The 18,856-nt window shown below is 70.5% G+C and carries 18 protein-coding genes; 5 read left to right on the top strand and 13 right to left on the bottom strand.

What is annotated here, in order from left to right; all coding sequences use genetic code 11:
- Positions 1–18 precede the first annotated feature (18 nt).
- Complete coding sequence (locus H9633_RS10655; protein ID WP_071640646.1) at positions 19–615, bottom strand: 50S ribosomal protein L25/general stress protein Ctc; 597 nt, start codon at positions 613–615, stop codon at positions 19–21.
- Between the two features lie 209 nt (positions 616–824).
- Here H9633_RS10655 and H9633_RS13175 point away from each other — a divergent pair, with 209 nt between their 5' ends.
- A complete protein-coding gene (locus H9633_RS13175) occupies positions 825–950 on the top strand; it encodes a hypothetical protein (protein ID WP_256220989.1) in 126 nt (41 codons plus the stop codon).
- A gap of 12 nt (positions 951–962) precedes the next feature.
- On the opposite strand, the gene H9633_RS10650 is transcribed toward H9633_RS13175, so the two are convergent.
- The 8 genes from H9633_RS10650 to H9633_RS10615 form a co-directional block, all read right to left on the bottom strand.
- Complete coding sequence (locus tag H9633_RS10650) at positions 963–2,351, bottom strand: GntP family permease (protein WP_191713159.1); 1,389 nt, start codon at positions 2,349–2,351, stop codon at positions 963–965.
- 97 nt (positions 2,352–2,448) lie between these two features.
- Complete coding sequence (locus tag H9633_RS10645; protein WP_191713158.1) at positions 2,449–3,888, bottom strand: gluconokinase; 1,440 nt, start codon at positions 3,886–3,888, stop codon at positions 2,449–2,451.
- Positions 3,889–3,905: 17 nt separating this feature from the next.
- Positions 3,906–4,952: a zinc-binding dehydrogenase gene (locus H9633_RS10640; RefSeq protein ID WP_191713157.1), complete on the bottom strand. Its 1,047-nt coding sequence runs from the start codon at positions 4,950–4,952 to the stop codon at positions 3,906–3,908.
- Between the two features lie 46 nt (positions 4,953–4,998).
- The gene (locus tag H9633_RS10635) at positions 4,999–5,730 is read right to left on the bottom strand and encodes a fumarylacetoacetate hydrolase family protein (RefSeq protein ID WP_191713156.1); all 732 of its coding nucleotides are present in this window, start codon (positions 5,728–5,730) and stop codon (positions 4,999–5,001) included.
- Positions 5,730–6,509: an SDR family oxidoreductase gene (locus H9633_RS10630; RefSeq protein WP_071640638.1), complete on the bottom strand. Its 780-nt coding sequence runs from the start codon at positions 6,507–6,509 to the stop codon at positions 5,730–5,732. Before H9633_RS10630 ends, H9633_RS10635 begins: the two co-directional genes overlap by 1 nt.
- Complete coding sequence (locus H9633_RS10625; RefSeq protein WP_071640746.1) at positions 6,506–7,924, bottom strand: MFS transporter; 1,419 nt, start codon at positions 7,922–7,924, stop codon at positions 6,506–6,508. The genes H9633_RS10630 and H9633_RS10625 overlap by 4 nt, the downstream gene beginning before the upstream one ends.
- Before the next feature lie 140 nt (positions 7,925–8,064).
- Positions 8,065–8,856, bottom strand: coding sequence for an IclR family transcriptional regulator (locus tag H9633_RS10620; protein ID WP_318247263.1), 792 nt, complete (start codon positions 8,854–8,856; stop codon positions 8,065–8,067).
- A 37-nt stretch (positions 8,857–8,893) separates the two neighbouring features.
- Positions 8,894–9,952, bottom strand: coding sequence for a D-2-hydroxyacid dehydrogenase (locus H9633_RS10615; protein WP_191713154.1), 1,059 nt, complete (start codon positions 9,950–9,952; stop codon positions 8,894–8,896).
- A gap of 92 nt (positions 9,953–10,044) precedes the next feature.
- Between H9633_RS10615 and H9633_RS10610 the strand changes: the two genes are divergently transcribed.
- The 4 genes from H9633_RS10610 (at position 10,045) to H9633_RS10595 (ending at position 14,846) form a co-directional block, all read left to right on the top strand.
- A complete protein-coding gene (locus tag H9633_RS10610; RefSeq protein ID WP_071640634.1) occupies positions 10,045–10,950 on the top strand; it encodes an NAD(P)-dependent oxidoreductase in 906 nt (301 codons plus the stop codon).
- Between the two features lie 54 nt (positions 10,951–11,004).
- On the top strand, positions 11,005–12,453 hold the full coding sequence (gndA, locus tag H9633_RS10605) for an NADP-dependent phosphogluconate dehydrogenase (protein WP_191713153.1): 1,449 nt from the start codon (positions 11,005–11,007) through the stop codon (positions 12,451–12,453).
- A gap of 131 nt (positions 12,454–12,584) precedes the next feature.
- Positions 12,585–13,313 (top strand): response regulator transcription factor, encoded by a 729-nt coding sequence (locus tag H9633_RS10600; protein ID WP_191713152.1) that lies wholly within the window; start codon positions 12,585–12,587, stop codon positions 13,311–13,313.
- A gap of 39 nt (positions 13,314–13,352) precedes the next feature.
- Positions 13,353–14,846 carry a sensor histidine kinase gene (locus tag H9633_RS10595; protein WP_225211407.1) on the top strand — a complete coding sequence of 498 codons (1,494 nt, stop codon included), beginning with the start codon at positions 13,353–13,355 and terminating at the stop codon, positions 14,844–14,846.
- On the opposite strand, the gene H9633_RS10590 is transcribed toward H9633_RS10595, so the two are convergent.
- From H9633_RS10590 to H9633_RS10575, 4 genes are read right to left on the bottom strand one after another with little or no spacing between them, the layout of a single operon-like run.
- Positions 14,840–16,390, bottom strand: coding sequence for an FAD-dependent oxidoreductase (locus H9633_RS10590; protein ID WP_404802970.1), 1,551 nt, complete (start codon positions 16,388–16,390; stop codon positions 14,840–14,842). The two genes, H9633_RS10595 and H9633_RS10590, sit on opposite strands and share 7 nt — an antisense overlap.
- A gap of 20 nt (positions 16,391–16,410) precedes the next feature.
- The gene (locus H9633_RS10585) at positions 16,411–17,301 is read right to left on the bottom strand and encodes an FAD:protein FMN transferase (RefSeq protein ID WP_191713150.1); all 891 of its coding nucleotides are present in this window, start codon (positions 17,299–17,301) and stop codon (positions 16,411–16,413) included.
- A gap of 6 nt (positions 17,302–17,307) precedes the next feature.
- Complete coding sequence (locus H9633_RS10580; protein WP_225211406.1) at positions 17,308–17,772, bottom strand: FMN-binding protein; 465 nt, start codon at positions 17,770–17,772, stop codon at positions 17,308–17,310.
- A 45-nt stretch (positions 17,773–17,817) separates the two neighbouring features.
- Positions 17,818–18,852, bottom strand: a complete 1,035-nt coding sequence (locus H9633_RS10575) for a ribose-phosphate diphosphokinase (protein ID WP_191713149.1) — start codon at positions 18,850–18,852, stop codon at positions 17,818–17,820.
- Positions 18,853–18,856: the final 4 nt, after the last annotated feature.

Raw genomic sequence — 18,856 nt, 5'->3', positions numbered from 1 at the left:
GACTGGATCGTCAGCGGATCACTCCGCGGCGGCCTCCTCGGCCGGAGCCTCGGCGGCGGTGTCGTCCTCGGCCGGAGCGGCCGGGACGGAGATCGCGACCACGAGGGTCTCGGGGTCGGCCACGAGCGTGACACCCTTGGGGAGCTTCACGTCGGCGGCGGTGATGTGCGCGCCCTCCTCGAGGCCCTCGACCGAGACCTCGACGTTCTCGGGGATGTGCGTGGCCTCGGCCTCGACGGCGAGGGTCGCGGCGTCGAGCGCCACGATGGTGCCCGCGAACGACTCGCCCGTGACGACGACGGGGAGGTCGATGGCGACCTTCTCGCCCTTCTTCACCACGAGCAGGTCGATGTGCTCGATGATCTGCTGCACCGGGTCACGCTGCACGTCCTTGACGAGGGCGAGCTGCGAGGTGCCGTCGACCTCGAGGTCGAGAAGCGCGTTGGCGCGGCGGATGATGAGCGACACCTGGTGGCCGGGCAGCGCGACGTGCACGGGGTCGGTGCCGTGGCCGTAGATCACGGCGGGGATCTTCCCGGCAGCGCGCAGACGGCGGGCGAAGCCCTTGCCGAAGCTCGTGCGGGTCTCGGCGACGACCTTGTTCTCGTCAGACATGTTGTTCTCCTTCGGGCGCGGGACGGTGCCTCGCGGTGGTCATGGTCTCGGAAGCCTCGGTGCGGACACGAGGAGACGAGACGCTGAGCGGCTGAGGGATTCAGCCGGCCACCGGGCTCACGTCACCGCGTCGATAACGGATGCGCGCATGCGCGCTCCCTCGCCGAGGAACTCCTCCATCGTACCCGAAAGCTCGATAGGCTGTGGGCATGCTCGATGCCGCCTTCCTCTCGCACGTCATCCTCTGGGTCATCGGCGCGATCGCCGTCTGCGGCGTCGTGTCGTCGTTCGCCGCGATGTTCTCGATGGGACGCACGGGCTACCGCGAGGACTGACCCGGGCGCCGCTCAGAACAGCGACGCGAGCAGGTACACCACCAGCACGATCGCGAAGGCGAGAACCGACTGGATGGTCTGCTGCACCGTCCACGTCTTCAGCGTGGTCTTGACGTCCATCCCCATCAGGCGTCCCACCAGCCAGAACCCGGAGTCGTTCACGTGGCTGGCGAACACCGAGCCGGCCGCCGTGGCGAGGGTGATGGCGACCACCTCGAGGGGGTTGAAGTCGCCACCGAGCACGGCGGGAGCGATGAGGCCCGCCGCGGTGACCAGGGCGACGGTTGCCGAGCCCTGCGCGACGCGCAGCACGACGGCGATGATGTACGCCGCGACGATCACGGGCAGACCCACGCCGCTCAGCGTGTCGGAGAGCGCCTCGCCGATGCCGGACGAGCGCAGCACCCCGCCGAACATCCCGCCGGCTCCGGTGATCAGCACCACGGAGCAGATGGGCCCGAGCGACGAGTCGACGATCTTCTCCAGGGCGGTGCCGTGTTCGCCGCGTCGCCAGCCGAGCGCCACGAGCGCGACGAGCACGGTGATGGTCAGCGCGACGGGCGACTGACCGATGAAGATCAGCGACTGCGCCCAGAGCTCGGTGGACTCGATCACGCCCGCGCTGCCCAGCGTGGTGAGCCCCGTGTTGAGGAAGATGAGAAGCATCGGCAGCAGCAGCAGCATGATGATCGTCGACACCTTCGGCGGGTTCGACGGCTGATCCCTGTCCTCACTGCCGAACAGCGACGGCACCGGCAGGATCCAGCGACTGCCGACGAACTTCCCCCACAGGTAGCCCGAGAGGTACCAGACCGGAAGCGCCACGACGAGGCCGACCAGCAGCACCAGTCCGATGTTCGCCTCGTAGGCCGCCGATGCGGTGACCGGACCCGGGTGCGGAGGCAGGAAGACGTGCATCACCGAGAAGGCGGCGGCGGCGGGGAAGCCGTAGAGCAGAACGTTGTTTCCCGACACGCGTCGCGCCACGGCGAAGATGATCGGCAGCATCATGATCAGACCGGCATCGAAGAACATCGGGAACCCGAGGATCAGCGACGCCACACCGAGGGCGAACGGCGCACGCTTCTCGCCGAAGACCTGCACGAACCTGTCGGCGAGCGCATGCGCGCCCCCGGAGTGCTCGATCAGCCTGCCGAGCATGGCTCCGAGTCCGACGAGCAGCGCCACACTCGCGAGGGTGCTGCCGAAGCCGCCGAGCGCGACCGGCACCACCTGATCGATCGGGATGCCCGCCACGATGGCGGTGAGCAGCGAGACGATCACGAGAGTGAGGAACGCGTGCAGCTTGAAGCCGATGATCAGCACGAGGATCAGGGCGATCGCACCGCCGGCGATGAGCAGCAGCGGTCCTGCGGTGAGGGTCTGGGTCCAGTCGTCCATGTGAGATCTTCCCTGGTGCTCGTCGGCCACGGTGTGCGACCGATCCGTGGGCACACGCTAACAGACGGCGTTCAGCTTCGGGCGCTCCTCGGCGCGGTCAGATTCCGCCCGGCACGAGGGCGAGGTCGTCGGCGGGCCTCGTGCGGTCGTAGGCGCGGAGATAGCGCTCGCGCTGCACGTCGAGCAGGGCGGTGCGAGAGAGGTCCGGCAGGATGACCCGAGGCTCCGACGCCCGCAGCGCGGGGTGGTCCGGATCCGCACCCGCGTGCTCGAGGGCCAGCCGCGTCGCACCGACGAGGCTGGTGTGCTGCAGATCGGACACCTCCAGGGGCATCCCGAACACGTCCGCGGCGAGCTGCGACCAGTACGGCGACGAGAGCACCCCGCCCGAGAGCACCACGCGCCGCGGTGCACCGTTCAGGGCGACCAGCTCGGTGAGGCAGTGGTGCAGCGAGTAGAGGATGCCGTGCAGCACGGACTGGTACAGGTCGGCGGCGGAGTGCTGCGGCTCGACGTCGATGAATCCGCCGCGTCGGCGGTCATCCCAGCCCGGACTGCGCTCGCCGAACAGGAACGGGAGGAACACCGGCAGGTCCGTCCGGGCGGGATCCAGCAGCGACTCGAGCCTCGCGTAGTCGAGGTCGGGGAAGAGGCGCCGCCTGGCCCAGTCCACGCAGTTGCCGCATCCGCTGGTGGCGGCGCCGCTGAGCCATCCCGCCGGTGAGCGGTAGGTCCAGACCCCGGTGTCGGGACGGATCACGGGCCGGTCGGTCGTCATGCGCAGCGCGCCGCTCGTGCCCATCGAGAAGGTCATGTCGCCGATCGAGGAGGCCCGGTCCCCGATCTGGTTGAGCCCTCCGTCCGGGCCCGGCACCAGCACGGGCGTGCCGACGGGCTGACCGAGCAGCGCGGCCCCCTCGGGCTGCAGCGGCGCCCACGCACTGTGCGGCCGCAGCTCCGGCAGCCCGACGGCGGCGATGCCGAGATGCTGCAGCACGTCGGCATCCCACTCCCCCGTGTCGATCGACAGCATCCCGGTGCCTGACGCCGTCGACAGACTCGTCCAGATGCGGCCGGTCAGGCGGGCGAAGATCAGCCCACCCTGGTCGAGCATGAGCAGCCCGCGCGGGTCGAGTCCGTCGCGAACCAGCTTCGCGAGTTTGAAGGCGGGATAGCTGGCGTTCACCAGGCATCCGGTGCGCCGGCGGAACCACGAGGTGAACTCCGGGTCGGCGCGATGACGCGCGGCTTCGCCGTGGGCCCCCGTGTACGGCCACTCGTAGACCGGGGTGACGGCGCTGAGGTCCTGGTGGCGCAGGGTCATGCCGTGCCACGTGCTCGACAGGGCGATGACGTCGACGCGCCGCCCGGCGGCGGCTTCGCGGCCGAGCGCCAACAGCTCGGCGGTGACGCCATCCGCGTCGCGCGCCGGGCCCTCATCGCTGAAGCGACGGGAGCGCACATCCACGGCGCCGGTGCGCGTGTCGAGGATCAGGCACTTCGCGGAGGTGGTGCTGGCCTCGAGCGCGAGGATCACGGGCTCCGCCGCCGTCATCAGCGGTCGGCCCCGAAGGCGAGGAGCACCTTGCACGAACGCGACGCATCGGCCGCGATCTCGAATGCGTCGACGGCGTCATCGGTGCGCTGCACGGCACGGACATGGCTGATCACGCCGGTGACGTCGATCGCTCCGGATGCCAGTGCGTCGATCACCTCGCCGAACTCGTCGCCGAAGCGGAAGGAGCCGTGCAGGCTGAGCTCGCGCGTGATCGCGGACGCCATCGGCGCGGGGACCTGACCTGCCGCCTGGAGCCCGAGGAGCACGACGTCGCCGCCGCGAGCGGCCGCGCTGACCGCGGCCTCGAGCCCGGGGACGGTGCCGCTGGATTCGATGACGACGTCGGCGTGCAGCTGCGAGATCGCGTCGGCATCCCTGGCGTCGAGGGCGTGAGCCCCGCGCCGGACGGCGATCTCCCGCGGCGCCGGGTGCAGGTCGGTGACCGTCACGTGCGCGGCACCCAGGCCCTGTGCTGCGGCTGCGGCGAGCTGGCCGATGGGGCCGGCGCCGATCACCGCGACGCTGCGGCCGGCGACGGTGCCGACGCGGTGCACGGCGTGCCACGCGACCGCCGCGGGCTCAGCCAGCGCGGCCGTGCGCAGATCGAGGGTGTCGGGCAGGTCGAAGAGCATGCGCGCGGGCAGCGCCACACGGGCCGCGAACGCGCCCTGCGTGTGCGGCAGGTGCAGCGCGGAGCCGAGATAGCTCGATGCGGGGGCCAGGTTGGGACGGTGCGACGGCCACGGTGTGCGCCCATCCCCGTGCGGGGTCAGGGGATGCACGGTGACGCGGGTTCCCTCGGCGGGTCCCGTTCCGTCGGCCGCGGCGACGGACACGACCCCCGACACCTCGTGCCCGAGGACCATCGGCTCGCGCAGCACGGATGCACCCGCGGCACCGTGCCGCCAATAGTGCAGATCCGATCCGCACACCCCGCCGTAGGCGATGTCGACGATCGCCTCGTCCCGCCTCGGCGTCGGCGTGCCGATGTCTTCGACGCGCAGGTCGCCAGCGCTGTACGCGATCACACCCGGATTCGTCATGTCCTGCTCCTCTCGGCCTGCGGCCCGATCTTCAGATACCCGTCGTTCAGATGAACGCGGTGGACAGGGTGACCCGTCCCACGGTGATGCTCAGCGCGTCGTCCGGACCCACCGGCACCTGAGAATGGGGCGCTCCGGTCATCACGACATCGCCGGGTCCCAGGGGCGTCCAGCCGGCGACGTACGCGAGACAGTCGCGGATCGCCACCGGCAGCTCGGTCGCTGTCGTGGACACGACGGTCGTCCCGGCGGTGGCCATCTCGAGCGCGATGTCGTCGAGGTCTGCGCCGGTGTCGATCCAGGGGCCGAGCGGGGTGTACCCCTCCCCCGATTTGGACTCGAAGTTGCGCGGGTCCGATTCGGCCCGGTCCGGGCTCGACAGGTCGTTCACGGCGGTGATGCCGAGCACGTACTCGTGCGCGTTCGCGGCCGTCAGCCCCTCGGTCGACCGCCCGATGACCACGGCGATCTCGCCCTCGGCGACCGCGTCGCCGGCATCCCGGCGCAGCCGCACCGCGACGCCGGAGGCGACCACGGTGCGCGGGCTCTTCAACCAGGCCTGCACGGGCGAGGGATGACCCGCCCCGTTCTGGGCGATGCCGACGAGCACCACCGGATCGCACGGGGTCGCCGTCTCGCCGCTCACGAGCGCGTCGCCGTACGCGGGCTCGCGACCCTCGGCGAACGCCGCGAACGGGTCCTCGATGCCTCGCGTGCGGCCGCCGTCGTCGCGCACCCACCGGATGCCGTCGACCGTGCGGACCCGGCCGATGAGCATCAGACCACCGCCGTCATGCCACCGTCGACGAACAGCGTCTGTCCGTTGACGAAATCGCTCGCCGGCGCGGAGAGGAAGACGAGTGCGCCGACGAGATCCTGCACATCGCCCCATCGACCCGCGGGCGTGCGCGAGCGCACCCATGCCGAGAACTCCTCGTCGTCGACGAGCGGGCGCGTGAGCGCGGTCTCGAAATAGCCCGGCGCGATCGCGTTGGCCTGGATGCCGTGGGGCGCGAGGTCGGCGCACAGGCCCTTGGTCAGCATGACGATCGCACCCTTCGTGGCCGAGTACGCCGCGATCGAAGGGCGGGCGAGCTGGGACTGCACGCTGCCGATCGAGATGATCTTGCCCGAGCCGCGCGCGACCATGCCCCGCGCCACCCCGCGGGAGAGGCGGAAGGCTCCGGACAGATTGGTCGCGACCAGGGCATCCCAGTCCTCATCGCTGAACTCGGCGATCGGCGCCCGGCGCTGCACGCCGGCGTTGTTGACGAGGATGTCGGGAGTGCCGACCATCCGCTCCACCTCGGCGATGCCGTCGTCGACCGCGGCGGAGTCGGTGAGGTCGAAGGCGACGCTGAGCGCCGCGACGCCGGTGCTCTCGGTGATCTCCGCGGCGGCGGTGGCGGCTTTCGCGCCATCTCGGCCGTGCACGATCACCCGCGCGCCGGCGGCGGCCAGGCCCTCGGCCAGCGCGCGGCCGATCCCCTGGCCCGACCCGCTGACCAGGGCTGTTCGCCCGGTGAGGTCGAACGCCGCGATGCCGCGCGGGATCATCGTCCGACCGCCGTGATCGACACCGTGGTGGCGTAGACGTCGTCTCCCGCCTCCGCGCGCGACACCTTGATGGCGTCGTCGATGCGGGTGAGGTCGCGCCGCAGCGTCTCGGGCGCCAGGAAGGTCGAGGCCGTGGTGATGAGGGCGAGCACGGCCATGTAGCTGGCGAGCAGGATCCAGTTCGCGTCGCTGACGGCGATCAGGTACGCACCGAGGACACCGGCCAGCCCGCCGGCCAGCACCGCCGAGATCTCGCGGGCCATGGCCACACCGAGGTAGCGGTGGCGATTGCCGAAGAGCTCCGGGAGCATCGCGCACTGCGGTCCGAGCATCGTGCAGACCGCGACGCCGATGCCGACGGCGATGACGCCGATGGCCAGCGCGTGGTCGCCCAGCGACAGCATCCACCAGGCCGGGAACGTGTAGATCAGCATGAAGACGGCGCCGAAGCGGTACACCGTCCGGCGTCCGAGACGATCGGACAGGTGTCCGGCGAACGGCACCGAGAAGACGCCGATGAGGGAGCCGATCGTGACGCCCCAGGTGAGCAGGCTCTTGTCGGCGGAGTCGCCGGCGACGGCGACGAAGAAGGCCAGGCCCAGCGTCTGGAACATGTAGGAGCCGCCGTTCTCGGCCATGCGCAGACCGATTCCGACGATCACGCCGGGCAGACCGTGCGTGAAGATGTCGCGGATCGGCCGGTCGGCGATCTGCTCGTGCTTCTCGAGCTCGACGAAGGTGGGGGTCTCGCGCAGCCGCATCCGGATGAAGAGGGCGAGCAGGATCAGGGCGAAGGATGCCAGGAACGGCACGCGCCAGCCCCAGCTGAGCAGGGCCTGGGTCGGCAGCAGGCTGATGAGGCTGAAGACGAGCGCCGCGAGAAGAGTGCCTGCCTGGATGCCGATGAACGGCAGCGCAGCGAAGAAGCCGCGACGGCGCACCGGCGCGTACTCGGCCATCAGCACCGTCGCGCCGGCCTGCTCGGCTCCTGCCCCGAAGCCCTGCAGCAGACGCATGATCACCAGCAGCACGGGAGCCCACACGCCGATCGCCTCGTAGGTGGGAAGCAGACCGATCGCGGTGGACGCGCCGCCCATCAGCACGATGGTCGCCACGAGCACCCACTTGCGGCCGAGCCTGTCGCCCAGCACGCCGAAGAACAGACCGCCGAAGGGGCGGGCCAGGAAGCCGACCCCGAATGTCGCGAATGCGGCGACGGTGGCCATTGCCGGGTCGTCCTGCGGGAAGAACAGCACATTGAAGATCAGCGCGGTCGACAGGCCGTACAGCGCGAAGTCGAAGTACTCCAGCGCACTGCCGACGCTGGACGCCAGTGTCGCGCGGCGGAGGTTCGCGGCGTATTCGGGATCGTCCGTGGGCGCGGGTCTGGTGGTGCGGGGGTCGGTCATGGCCATCTCCTTCGATCGGCTGCGCATCAACGTCACGACGACGATACCAGCCCAGTGAACGATGTTCAATCCTTTGGACTAGGTGTGGACGCACGACAATGCGCACGCGCGACGGTGCGGACCGACGGGCGAGTCCGGTCAGCGGGTCAGCGACGGGCGGCAGCGCTGAACGGGTTCGTCAGCTGACGGGCGGCCGCGCGCAGGGCCTCGCCCACCCGCTCGATCCGCTCGAAGTCCGCCTCGGGTGCGCGGATCGCCACTCCGAGGGCCAGGGCCGGGTCGGACGGCGCCCACGGCTCCAGGGGCACGGCGACGCCGACGACCCCGCGGAAGGATTCCTCCGCGTCCAGCGCCCACCCCCGCCGCCGCGCCGCGGCGAGCACCTCGAGGAGCTCGGTCATGTTGCGCGCTCCCCGCTCGGTGAGCTGCGGGAAGACGGCATCGTGGCCGAGCAGCGCGACGACCTCGTCGTCCGACATCGACATGAGCAGCGCGCGCCCCGTGGCGGAGAGCGCGGCCGGCAGACGCGAGCCCAGCGGGGTGCCCAGCCGCAGGGAGCGCGATCCCTCGTGTCTGGCGAGGTAGAGCGACTCCGCTCCGTCGAGCAGCGCGACCTGCACGAGCTCGCCGGAGAGCACCTCGGACGCCTCGCACACGGAATAGAACTCGCGCACCTGGTTGAACTGGGCGGCGAATGCCCCGCCCAGTTCGGCGGTGCGCAGGCCCAGCCGATATCCGGCGGACGTGCGCTGGATCATCCCCCCGGCCTCGAGGGCGAGGCAGAGGTTCGCGGTCGAGGACTTCGCCAGACCGAGCTCGCCCGCGAGCTCGGTGAGGGTGCGCGGCTCGGCCGCTGCAAGCAGCCCGAGCAGGCGGATGCTCCGCGTCACCGCGGGCGCCGGGTCCCTGCTCTCGCGGGAATCCTCTTCTCGTGCCACGCTGCCCCTCCCGGTGCTGCCGGCGCGTCGCCGGCGGTCAGTAGAACTCGACAGTATCGACCGCCGCACGCAACGGCAGACCATCCAGCAGGCGCGCCGCGTTCTCGGCGAAGCGGCGGGCGATGCGCTCCTCCTCCTTCGAACTCAGGGCCGCGGTGTGCGGGCTGACCAGCACGCGCGGGTGATTCCACAGCGCGGAGCCGCTCGGGAGAGGCTCGACCTCGAAGACGTCCATCGCCGCGTACGCCACACGGCCGTCGTCGAGCGCCTCGAGCAGCGCGCCCTCATCGACCGCGGTGCCGCGTCCGACGCTCGCGAAGATCACGCCGGGTCGCAGCGCGGCGAACACCTCGGGTCCGATCAGATGATGCGTCTGCGCGGTGCCGGGAAGCGCCACCACGATGGCATCCACCTGCCCCGCTGCCGTCACGAGATCGTCCAGCGGCACCAGCCTGTCGACGCCGTCCACGGGCTCGCCCGAGCGGGTCGTTCCCCAGACCGTCGCGCCGAGGGCTTTGAAGCGCCGCGCGCACTCCGCCCCGATGCCGCCGAGGCCGACGACCAGCACGGTCATCTCGTCGACCTGGCGCATCTCCCACCGCTCGCTCCAGCGCTTCCCCGCCTGGTCGGCCTGCAGACGCGGCAGATCCTTCGCCCCGGCGAGCACACCGAGCACGGCGAACTCGGCGAGCGGGCCCGCGTGCACCCCCGCGCTGGTGGTGAACACGATCCGATCGAGAGCGGCGCTGTCGAGGCCCGCCGCCTGGATCTGGCTCCCGCCGCCCGCCGCCGTGGTCATGACCCATCTCAGGCCCGGGTTCGCGGCGACGGTCCTCGCCAGCGCGGCCGGGTCGACATCGGGGATGCCGAACAGAGCGTCGGCCGAGTCGACCATCGCCTCGAAGGCGGCCTGCTGCTGCGCCGTCCGGACATGCTCGGGGTCGCCCGACCAGTCGGCGGGGCCGCGCATCGGATGGGTGAGGGAGTGGTCGCGGATCATCTCGACTCGCGGCTCCAGGTGCTCGATGAGCTGGCACAGCGACTCGCTCAACGGCACGGCTGCCACCGCACGAAGCTTGGTCTGGGTGTCGGTCATGTTCTCTCCCTTGAACGAACGCATCCACAGCCTAGCCGGAATACAGCCATATGAACAGCGTCCATCGAGTTGGACTCTGTTATCGTGGGGTGATGAACGCATCCTCCGCGACCGTCGGCATCATCGGCCTGGGTTCGATGGGGCGTCCGATGGCCGAACGCCTGCTCGCCGAGCGCGGCGAGCTCGTCATCCACGCCCGCCGCCCGCAGCCCGAGCTCGTCGCCGCCGGTGCGACCTGGGCCGAGTCGCCGCGGGAGCTCGCGATGTGCGTCGACGTGATGGTGAGCGTGCTGCCGGATCTGCCCGAGCTGGAGCAGCTGCTGGACGGACCCGACGGACTGCTCGCCGGCGACCGAGACCTGCTGATCCTCATCGCGTCGACGTCGTCGGCACCGGCCGTGCGCGCGCTCGGCGACAGGCTGCACGCGCAGACCTCCGGCCGGGTGCGTCTGGTCGACTGCCCGGTGTCGGGCGGTGAGGACGGCGCCAGGGCCGGCACCCTCTCGATCATGCTGGGCGGCGCCGAGGCCGACACCGCCCTCGCGGCCGAGGTGCTCGCCCCGTGCGGAACCGCCGTGCACCTGGGCCCCCTCGGGGCCGGCCAGGTGGCCAAGGCGTGCAATCAGCTCGTCGTGTCGGCCACGATCCTGGCCCTCGGCGAGGCGACCGTGCTCGCGGACCGCTCGAGCATCGATCTCGACCGCATGTGGTCGCTGCTCGCCGGCGGATACGCGGGGTCGCGACTGCTCGAGGCCAGGCACTCCAAGCTCGTGACCGGCGACGACTCGGCCAGCGGCATGGCGAAGTACATGGTCAAGGACCTGCGCTTCGCGGCAGACATCGCCGCCGGCACCGGCACCGACGCGGTTCTGCTGCCCGCCCTGCGCGCCGCCTTCGACGAGATCGTCGACCGCGGCCTGGGAGATCGCGACATCTCCGTCACCCGCCGCCTGGTCGCCGAGCGGCGTCCCAGGCCGGATGACACGAACGAATTCTGACCCTTCATCCACCGATACCCTGAGATCACAACCTTCATCACCGAGGAGATCCCTGTGCCCACTGCTGCAGCCAATATCGGAGTCGTCGGACTCGCCGTCATGGGTTCGAATCTGGCCCGTAATCTCGCCAGCCGGGAGGGCAACACGGTGGCGGTGCTGAACCGCTCGCGGGCGAAGACGGATGATCTGGTGGCGTTGCACCCGGAGGCGGGTTTCGTGCCGACGTTCTCGTACGAGGAGTTCGCGGCGTCGCTGCAGAAGCCGCGCACGGCGATCATCATGGTCAAGGCGGGGCTCGGCACGGATGCGGTGATCGATGAGCTCGTGCGGGTGTTCGAGCCGGGCGACATCATCGTCGATGGCGGCAACGCGTACTTCCCCGACACCATCCGCCGGGAGAAGGCGGTGCGTGAGACGGGGATCAACTTCGTCGGCGCGGGCATCTCCGGTGGTGAGGAGGGTGCGCTGCTGGGGCCGAGCATCATGCCCGGCGGGTCGGATGAGTCCTGGGTGACGCTCGGTCCGATCCTGGAGTCGATCGCGGCGGTCGCCGAGGGCGAGCCGTGCGTCACGCACGTCGGGCACGGCGGCGCGGGTCACTTCGTGAAGATGGTGCACAACGGCATCGAGTACGCCGACATGCAGCTGATCGCCGAGGCCTACGACCTGATCCGTCGCGGCACGGGCAGATCCCCCGCCGAGATCGCCGACATCTTCGCCGAGTGGAACACCGGCGAGCTCGAGTCGTACCTGATCGAGATCACCGCCGAGGTGCTGCGTCAGATCGACCAGGAGACCGGCCAGCCGCTGGTCGACGTCATCGTCGACCAGGCCGGTGCCAAGGGCACCGGGGCGTGGACCGTGCAGACGGCGCTCGCCCTCGGCGTTCCCGTCTCCGGCATCGCCGAGGCCACCTTCGCCCGCTCCCTCTCCTCCCACCCCGAGCAGCGCGCCGTCGCCGCCCACCTGCCCGGCCCCGAGGGCGAGTTCACCGTCGACGACGTGGACGCCTTCATCGAAGACGTGCGCCTGGCCCTGTACGCATCGAAGATCGTCGCGTACTCCCAGGGCTTCGACGAGATCCGCGCCGGAGCCACCGAATACGGCTGGAGCATCGACCTCGGCGCCGTGGCGAAGATCTGGCGCGCCGGATGCATCATCCGCGCCCAGTTCCTCAACCGCATCGCCGACGCGTACGCCGCCGAACCCGACCTGCCCGCCCTGCTCACCGCCCCGTACTTCGCCGAGGCGCTCTCCCGCGGACAGGCGTCATGGCGCCGCGTCGTCATCGCCGCCGCCCAGGCCGGCATCCCCGCCCCCGCGTTCTCCTCCTCCCTGTCGTACTACGACGGCATCCGCGCCGAGCGCCTGCCCGCCGCCCTCATCCAGGGCCAGCGCGACTTCTTCGGCGCACACACCTACCGCCGCATCGACAAGGAAGGCACCTTCCACACCCTCTGGTCAGGCGACCGCACCGAGATCCCCGCCGTCGACACCCACTGACCGCAACCCGGGCTCGGGACGGCGCTCGCACGCCATCCCGAGCCCGATGCATGTCCCACTCCCGCAACACCCACAGGTGACGCATAGGAGACGCAAGGGAATCTCGGCGAAGACGAGCGCAGAATGGTGCCATGAGCACCGAGCATCCTGATCTGCGCCGTCCCGACGGAACCCCGCTGCGCATCCTCGCGGTCGACGACGAGCCGATGCTCACCGACCTGCTCGCCATGGCCCTGCGCATGGAGGGCTGGGAGGTGCGCACCGCGGCCTCGGGCCTGGAGGCCCTGCAGGTCGCCCGCGACTTCGAACCGGATGCCCTGGTGCTCGACGTCATGATGCCCGACCTCGACGGCATGAGCGTGCTGCGCCGGCTGAGAGAATCCGGCAATCTCGTGCCCGTCGTGTTCCTCACGGCGAAGGATGCCGTCGCCGACCGCATCGCCGGGCTCACCGCGGGTGGCGACGACTACGTCACCAAGCCGTTCAGCCTCGAAGAGGTCATCGCACGGCTGCGGGCCGTCATCCGCCGCTCCGGCCAGGGGCAGACCGGCGACGAGCAGTCGATCCTCCGAGTCGCCGACCTCTCGCTCAACGAGGACAGCCACGAGGTGATCCGCGGAGACGACGAGATCGAGCTCACCGCCACGGAGTTCGAGCTGCTGCGCTTCCTGATGCGCAACGAGCGGCGCGTGCTGTCGAAGGCGCAGATCCTCGACCGGGTGTGGAGCTACGACTTCGGCGGCAAGTCGTCGGTGGTCGAGCTGTACATCTCGTATCTGCGCAAGAAGATCGACGCCGGCCGCACTCCGCTGCTGCACACCGTGCGCGGTGTCGGCTACATGATCAAGTCGCCGCAGTAGCCCATGCTCCCGCACCCGCTGAGCCTTCAGGCGCGGCTGATGGCCGCGGTGATCGGGTTCGTCTCGCTCATCCTCGTGATCGTCGCGATCATCACCAGCGCGACGCTCGGCAAGACCCTCGAGGACGATCTGCAGAGGAAGCTCGTCGCCACCTCGAAAGTCACGACGGCTCTGGTCACCAGCCGCGCCACGGCGGCGGAGCTGCGCGGTGAGCCCCTCACCGCCGAGAACGCGGTCAGCGGCGGCATCGTGCAGACCGGCAGTCTGCTGCTCGCCGTCCTGCCTCCCGACACACCCGCCTCGGGCGTGATCGTCACCCCCGAATCCCGTCGCGACCTCCCCGCCCGCGATCTGCTGACGCTCACCGCGGCACTGCAGGAGTCCGACTCCGCGACGGTCACCGTGCACGACGTCGGCTCGTTCCGGGTGATGGTCGACCGCACCGAGAACGGCGTGGTGGTCATCACGGGGCTCCCCCGTGCCGAGGTGCAGCACACCATGACGTCGCTGTTCACGGTGATAGCCCTGGCGACCCTCGGAGGGCTGATCCTGCTCGCCCTCACCACCGCGCTCACGATCAGCATGGGGCTGCGACCGCTGCGCGCGGTGGCAGCGACCGCGTCACGCGTCGCCGGGCAGCCACTCGATCGCGGCGAGGTGAGCATCACCGAGCGGGTGCCGGACTACGAGGCCGACCCGCGCACCGAGGTCGGCCGGGTGGGAGTGGCGCTGAACACCCTGCTCGACCACGTCGACTCATCGCTCTCGGCGCGTCAGCGCAACGAGGAGCGCATGCGGCGGTTCGTGGCGGATGCCAGCCACGAGCTGCGCACGCCGCTCGCGTCGATCCGCGGGTACTCCGAGCTGTCGCTGCGGGCGCTGCGTCAGTCGCAGGACGCGCCCACCGTCGAGAACACCACCTCCGCGCTGGAGCGCATCCAGGCGCAGTCGCTGCGGATGACGCGACTCGTCGAGGACCTGCTGCTGCTGGCCAGGCTCGACGAGGGCGCCGAGCTGGTGCACGGCGAGGTCGACCTCTCGCAGCTCGCCGTCGAAGCCCTCGCCGACGCGCAGCCCACCGCGCCTGACCACCACTGGAAGCTCGAGACCCCCGGCGAGCCCGTCGTCGTCGCGGGTGACGTCGGACGCCTGCATCAGGTGGTCGGCAACCTGCTCGCCAACGCCCGCACGCACACGCCGGAGGGCACGACCATCACGCTGTCGGTGTCGGCCACCCCTTCGGGCGCCGAGCTGCGCGTGCACGACGACGGGCCAGGGATCGATCCCGACGTGCGCGAGGAGCTGTTCGCCCGGTTCGCTCGCGGCGACGTGTCGCGCGCGCGGCAGACCGGCGGCACGGGCCTCGGCCTCGCGATCGCCAAGGCGATCGTCGAAGGCCACGGCGGCACGATCTCGGTCGAGAGCACGCCGGGTGACACGTCGTTCACGATGCGCCTGCCGCGCGGCGAGCAGGCCACCCCGGCTCGGTCAGCGCAGGCGCGGTCCGAGCGCGACGAGCATCCGGATCAGTAGCCGGCGAACGCGTCGGTCGTCACCGCGCGGGCCTTCTGCAGCGCCGGTGCGAGATCGGCGATGAGGCGGGGCGGTCCGGAGATGTAGGCGTGCCGCGCGGCGAGATCGGGCACCACGCGCTGCAGAGCCTCCGCGTCGAGCCGGGCACCCTGCGCCCAGGCCCAGTGCGCCGGCAGCTCGGCCGGCTCGTCGCGCGTGAACACGATCGTGCGGACGCCGGTCGCCGCGAGCTCATCGCGGAACGCGAGCTCGGCCGCCTCGGAGGCCACATAGATGAGCACGACATCGCGCTCGGCGCCGGTGGCCTGCAGCTGGCGCAGCTGCGACACGAACGGGGTCACACCGATGCCTGCCGCGACCATCAGCACCGGGGTGCGCCCGCGCGGCAGCACGAAGTCTCCCCACGTGCCGGTGACGGCGAGCACGGCTCCCGGTTCGGCAGCCTTCAGCGCCCGTTTGTAGCTCGACGGATGCTTCTGATCGCCGTCCTTGTAGGCGATGCGCAGAGTGGGCAGGTCGGCAGGCGCGGAGACGATGCTGAACTCGCGGCGGGTGCCCCTGGCATCCGGATTGCGATGCGGCACCTCGAGCTCGAGATACTGCCCCGCGACGAAGCGCAGCCGCCCCTTGGTGCGGAACGTGAGCTCCTGTGCGGTGGGCGTGACGAAGGTGCGCTCCGTGAGCACCAGCCGCACCGAGCTGCGCAGCGCGAAGGCGAAGGCGAACAGGTTGCCGATCAGCAGAGCGCGCTCCTGACCGAGCGTGAACAGCGAGCCGACCGCGATCGGCCATCCGGCGAGCACTCCCACGAGAGCGGCGACGCTGTACTGCTGCCAGCGTCGCGGCGGCAGGGTGAGCGGCTCGGAGAGCATGAACGCACCGAGGAAGAGGTACGGCGTCTGCGTGAGTGCGGCCGGCAGCGCCTCGCCCGCGCTGAACGGGATGCCGAACTCCTGCGACTGCACGGCCTGCCGCACCACCGACACCACGACGACCACGAGAAGGAAGACGAGCATCAGCCGCACCTTCTCGGTGCGCCACAGCACGATCAGCCCGCTCAGCGCGACGAACAGCGCAAGCCAGGGCGTGCCGACCCACCACGCCGAGAATGTGCCGAGACCGAAGACCGTCACCACCGCGGCGCCGAATGCGGCGGGATTGAGGATGTGCCGTCCGCGCCACGCGATCAGGTATTTCGACAGGCTCGCCAGCACCCCGGCGAGTGCCGTCCCGCCCAAGCCGGCCGGGGTCAGCGAGGGCTGCAGCACGAACAGCAGGATGAGTGCCGTGACCAGCGACGACTCGATGCGCCACGGCAGGCGCAAGACGCGCTGCGCGGCGGCGTCGACCGCGGAGATCGAGAGGGCGAGCACGGCGAAGGATGCCAGGATCTCGCCCGCCGACGGTCCGACCAGCCCCGCCAGCGACAGCCCGAGCGCGATCGCCGCAAGCCCCGCGAGGGCGAACAGCACGAGCCGGTACATCGAGATGCCGCCGAGGACGGCCAGCACGCGCTGCCGCATCGCCAAGAACGCAGTGATCACTCTTCTACTCTTCCGTATCCTCAGCGGGCGGGCTCGGTGAACAGCTCACCGGGGAACCCGCGTGAGCGCTCGACGCGCCCGTCGCTCGACATCCGCACCCAGTGAGCGCCCCAGCGATCGGCGATCTCGGGACCCCCGTCGAAGAACAGGCCGGTCGCCGCGCCGTCGGCGTGCATGGCGTCCCCGGCGAGAGCCCAGGTGGCGACCCAGGTGCGCACGGGAAGCCCGGTGCGTCCGTCGAGCACGTGGTGCAGTCCGCTCCCCCACGTCCGCCGTGTCACCGCGGATGCGCACAGCGCGGCATCCGTCACCTCGACCACCCCGATCGCGGAGGTCGTGTCGTACGGGTGCTCGAGCGCGACTCTCGCGGTGCCGCCGCGTACGCGAAGATCACCGCTGCCGTCGACGGTCACCCGGCCGGGAACCTCCGCCAGCGCGTCGCTGACGAGATCGACCAGCCGCCCCTTGCCGACGGCGCCGACATCGATGACGGCGGGCTCCTCGAGGGTCAGCGAACCGTGCTCGCCGTGCAGCATGTGCTCCCACCGCGCGTGCCCCGCGTACATCCCACCCGGCTGCCGCGTGCCCGGGCGCAGGGTCAGTGCGGCGTCGTAGCCGAGCGCCTCGAGTGCCGACCCGATCAGCGGGTTCACACCGCCGTCGGTCGCCCGACCGAGATCGCGGTAGGTGTCGATCATCGCGGCGGCATCGGCGGCGGCTGCGGGGGTCAGCTCCGCCGTGCCGCCGTGCGCGCGCAGCGACGAGACGACGGAGTCGTCACGGAAGCGCGACCAGGTCGCGTCGAACGCCTCGATGATGCCGCCCACGCGCGCTCGAGCCGTGCCGTTCAGCGGGTCGACGGTCTCGATCTCCCACGACGTGCCGATGGCGTCGAACCGCCACGAGTGCATGCCGGATCACTCGGCCGCTGTGGCGGCTTCGTCCTTGATCTTCACCACGGCCTGATCGAATCCGTCGCTGGTGAGCGACGATCCGGCGACGCGGTCGACCTCCAGCTCGTCGAGCTTCTTCCCGACCACGACATCGGAGATGCCGGCGATGAACTGACCCTGGTAGTTCTTCGACTCCGGGGCCAGCGGGTCGCCGACCACGCGGACGTCGGTGACGGTGTCGTCTGCGATCGTCAGGGTCACCTCGATCGTCTCCACCGTCTCGGGCGTGCGATACGACCCCTCAGCCGTGTACGTTCCGTCGGCGTAGGGGGCAGTGGCGTCGGTGCTCAGCGGTGACGGGTCGGCCTTGCCTGTGTCGGCGTCCGCCGCACCCGAGCACCCGGCGAGGACGAGGGCGCCGGCGACGCCGAGCAGAGCGGTTCCGGTGCGGGCTGCGGGATGCACGTTCATGCGTCCAGCTTCGGGCATCCGGCTATGAGAAATCCGGATGCCGTCGTCGCGACGTCGGGGCGATCAGGCGTCTCCGCCGAACATGCTCGTCACGGAGCCGTCTTCGAAGACCTGCTTGATCGCGGTGGCGAGCAGCGGCGCGATCGGCAGCACCGTGAGCCCGTCCCAGCGTCGCGACTGGGTGAGCGGGATCGTGTCGGTCACGACGACCTGGTCGATCGCGTCGTCCTGCAGGCGGTCGGATGCCGGGTCGCTGAAGACCGCGTGCGTGGCCGCGACGATCACCTTGCGGGCGCCGTTCGCCTTCAGCGCCTGCGCGGCCTTGACGATCGTGCCGCCGGTGTCGATCATGTCGTCGACGAGCAGGCAGGTGCGTCCGTCGACGGTGCCGACGATCTCGTGCACCGAGACCTGGTTGGCGACCTTGGGGTCGCGACGCTTGTGGATGATCGCGAGGGGTGCTCCCAGGCTGTCCGACCAGCTGTCGGCCACACGGACACGACCCATGTCGGGCGACACGATCGTGAGCGTCTCGCGGTCCTCGGCGGTGAGGGTGCCCTGGAAGTGCTCGAGCAGCACGGGCTTGGCGAAGAGGTGATCGACCGGTCCGTCGAAGAACCCCTGGATCTGCGCGGCGTGCAGGTCGACGCTCATCACGCGGTCAGCGCCGGCGGTCTTCAGCATGTCGGCCACGAGGCGGGCGGAGATGGGCTCGCGACCGCGGCCCTTCTTGTCCTGACGGGAGTAGGGGTAGTACGGGGCGACGACGGTGATGCGCTTGGCCGAGGCGCGCTTAGCGGCGTCGAGCATGATCAGCGTCTCCATGAGCCACTCGTTCACCGGCTCGCCGAACGACTGCACGATGAACAGGTCGCAGCCGCGGATCGACACCTCGAAGCGGGCGTAGATCTCCCCGGAGGCGAACGTGCGGTGCTCGACCGGGGCCGCCTCCTGGCCGAGGGCCGTGGCGACGGCTGCGGTCAGCTCGGGATGCGAGCGTCCGCCCGCGACGACGAGGCGCTTCTTCGTCTTCGCGATCAGACCGGGTGCGACCCCGTTCTCACGATCGAGTGCGACCTTCTTCTTCTTGTTGCCCATGCGC

It is taken from the genome of Microbacterium commune (genome assembly GCF_014836945.1).
Classification (GTDB): Bacteria; Actinomycetota; Actinomycetes; order Actinomycetales; family Microbacteriaceae; genus Microbacterium; species Microbacterium commune.
This window is presented reverse-complemented; position numbering and strand designations above follow the sequence as displayed.

Bases quoted from the DNA above. Each gene is read 5' to 3' on its own strand.
- H9633_RS10655 (WP_071640646.1), bottom strand. From the start codon at position 615: ATGTCTGACGAGAACAAGGTCGTCGCCGAGACCCGCACGAGCTTCGGC.
- H9633_RS13175 (WP_256220989.1), top strand. From the start codon at position 825: ATGCTCGATGCCGCCTTCCTCTCGCACGTCATCCTCTGGGTCATCGGC.
- H9633_RS10650 (WP_191713159.1), bottom strand. From the start codon at position 2,351: ATGGACGACTGGACCCAGACCCTCACCGCAGGACCGCTGCTGCTCATC.
- H9633_RS10640 (WP_191713157.1), bottom strand. From the start codon at position 4,952: ATGACGAATCCGGGTGTGATCGCGTACAGCGCTGGCGACCTGCGCGTC.
- H9633_RS10635 (WP_191713156.1), bottom strand. From the start codon at position 5,730: ATGCTCATCGGCCGGGTCCGCACGGTCGACGGCATCCGGTGGGTGCGC.
- H9633_RS10630 (WP_071640638.1), bottom strand. From the start codon at position 6,509: ATGATCCCGCGCGGCATCGCGGCGTTCGACCTCACCGGGCGAACAGCC.
- H9633_RS10625 (WP_071640746.1), bottom strand. From the start codon at position 7,924: ATGGCCATGACCGACCCCCGCACCACCAGACCCGCGCCCACGGACGAT.
- H9633_RS10615 (WP_191713154.1), bottom strand. From the start codon at position 9,952: ATGACCGACACCCAGACCAAGCTTCGTGCGGTGGCAGCCGTGCCGTTG.
- H9633_RS10610 (WP_071640634.1), top strand. From the start codon at position 10,045: ATGAACGCATCCTCCGCGACCGTCGGCATCATCGGCCTGGGTTCGATG.
- H9633_RS10600 (WP_191713152.1), top strand. From the start codon at position 12,585: ATGAGCACCGAGCATCCTGATCTGCGCCGTCCCGACGGAACCCCGCTG.
- H9633_RS10595 (WP_225211407.1), top strand. From the start codon at position 13,353: ATGGCCGCGGTGATCGGGTTCGTCTCGCTCATCCTCGTGATCGTCGCG.
- H9633_RS10585 (WP_191713150.1), bottom strand. From the start codon at position 17,301: ATGCACTCGTGGCGGTTCGACGCCATCGGCACGTCGTGGGAGATCGAG.
- H9633_RS10580 (WP_225211406.1), bottom strand. From the start codon at position 17,772: ATGCCCGAAGCTGGACGCATGAACGTGCATCCCGCAGCCCGCACCGGA.
- H9633_RS10575 (WP_191713149.1), bottom strand. From the start codon at position 18,852: ATGGGCAACAAGAAGAAGAAGGTCGCACTCGATCGTGAGAACGGGGTC.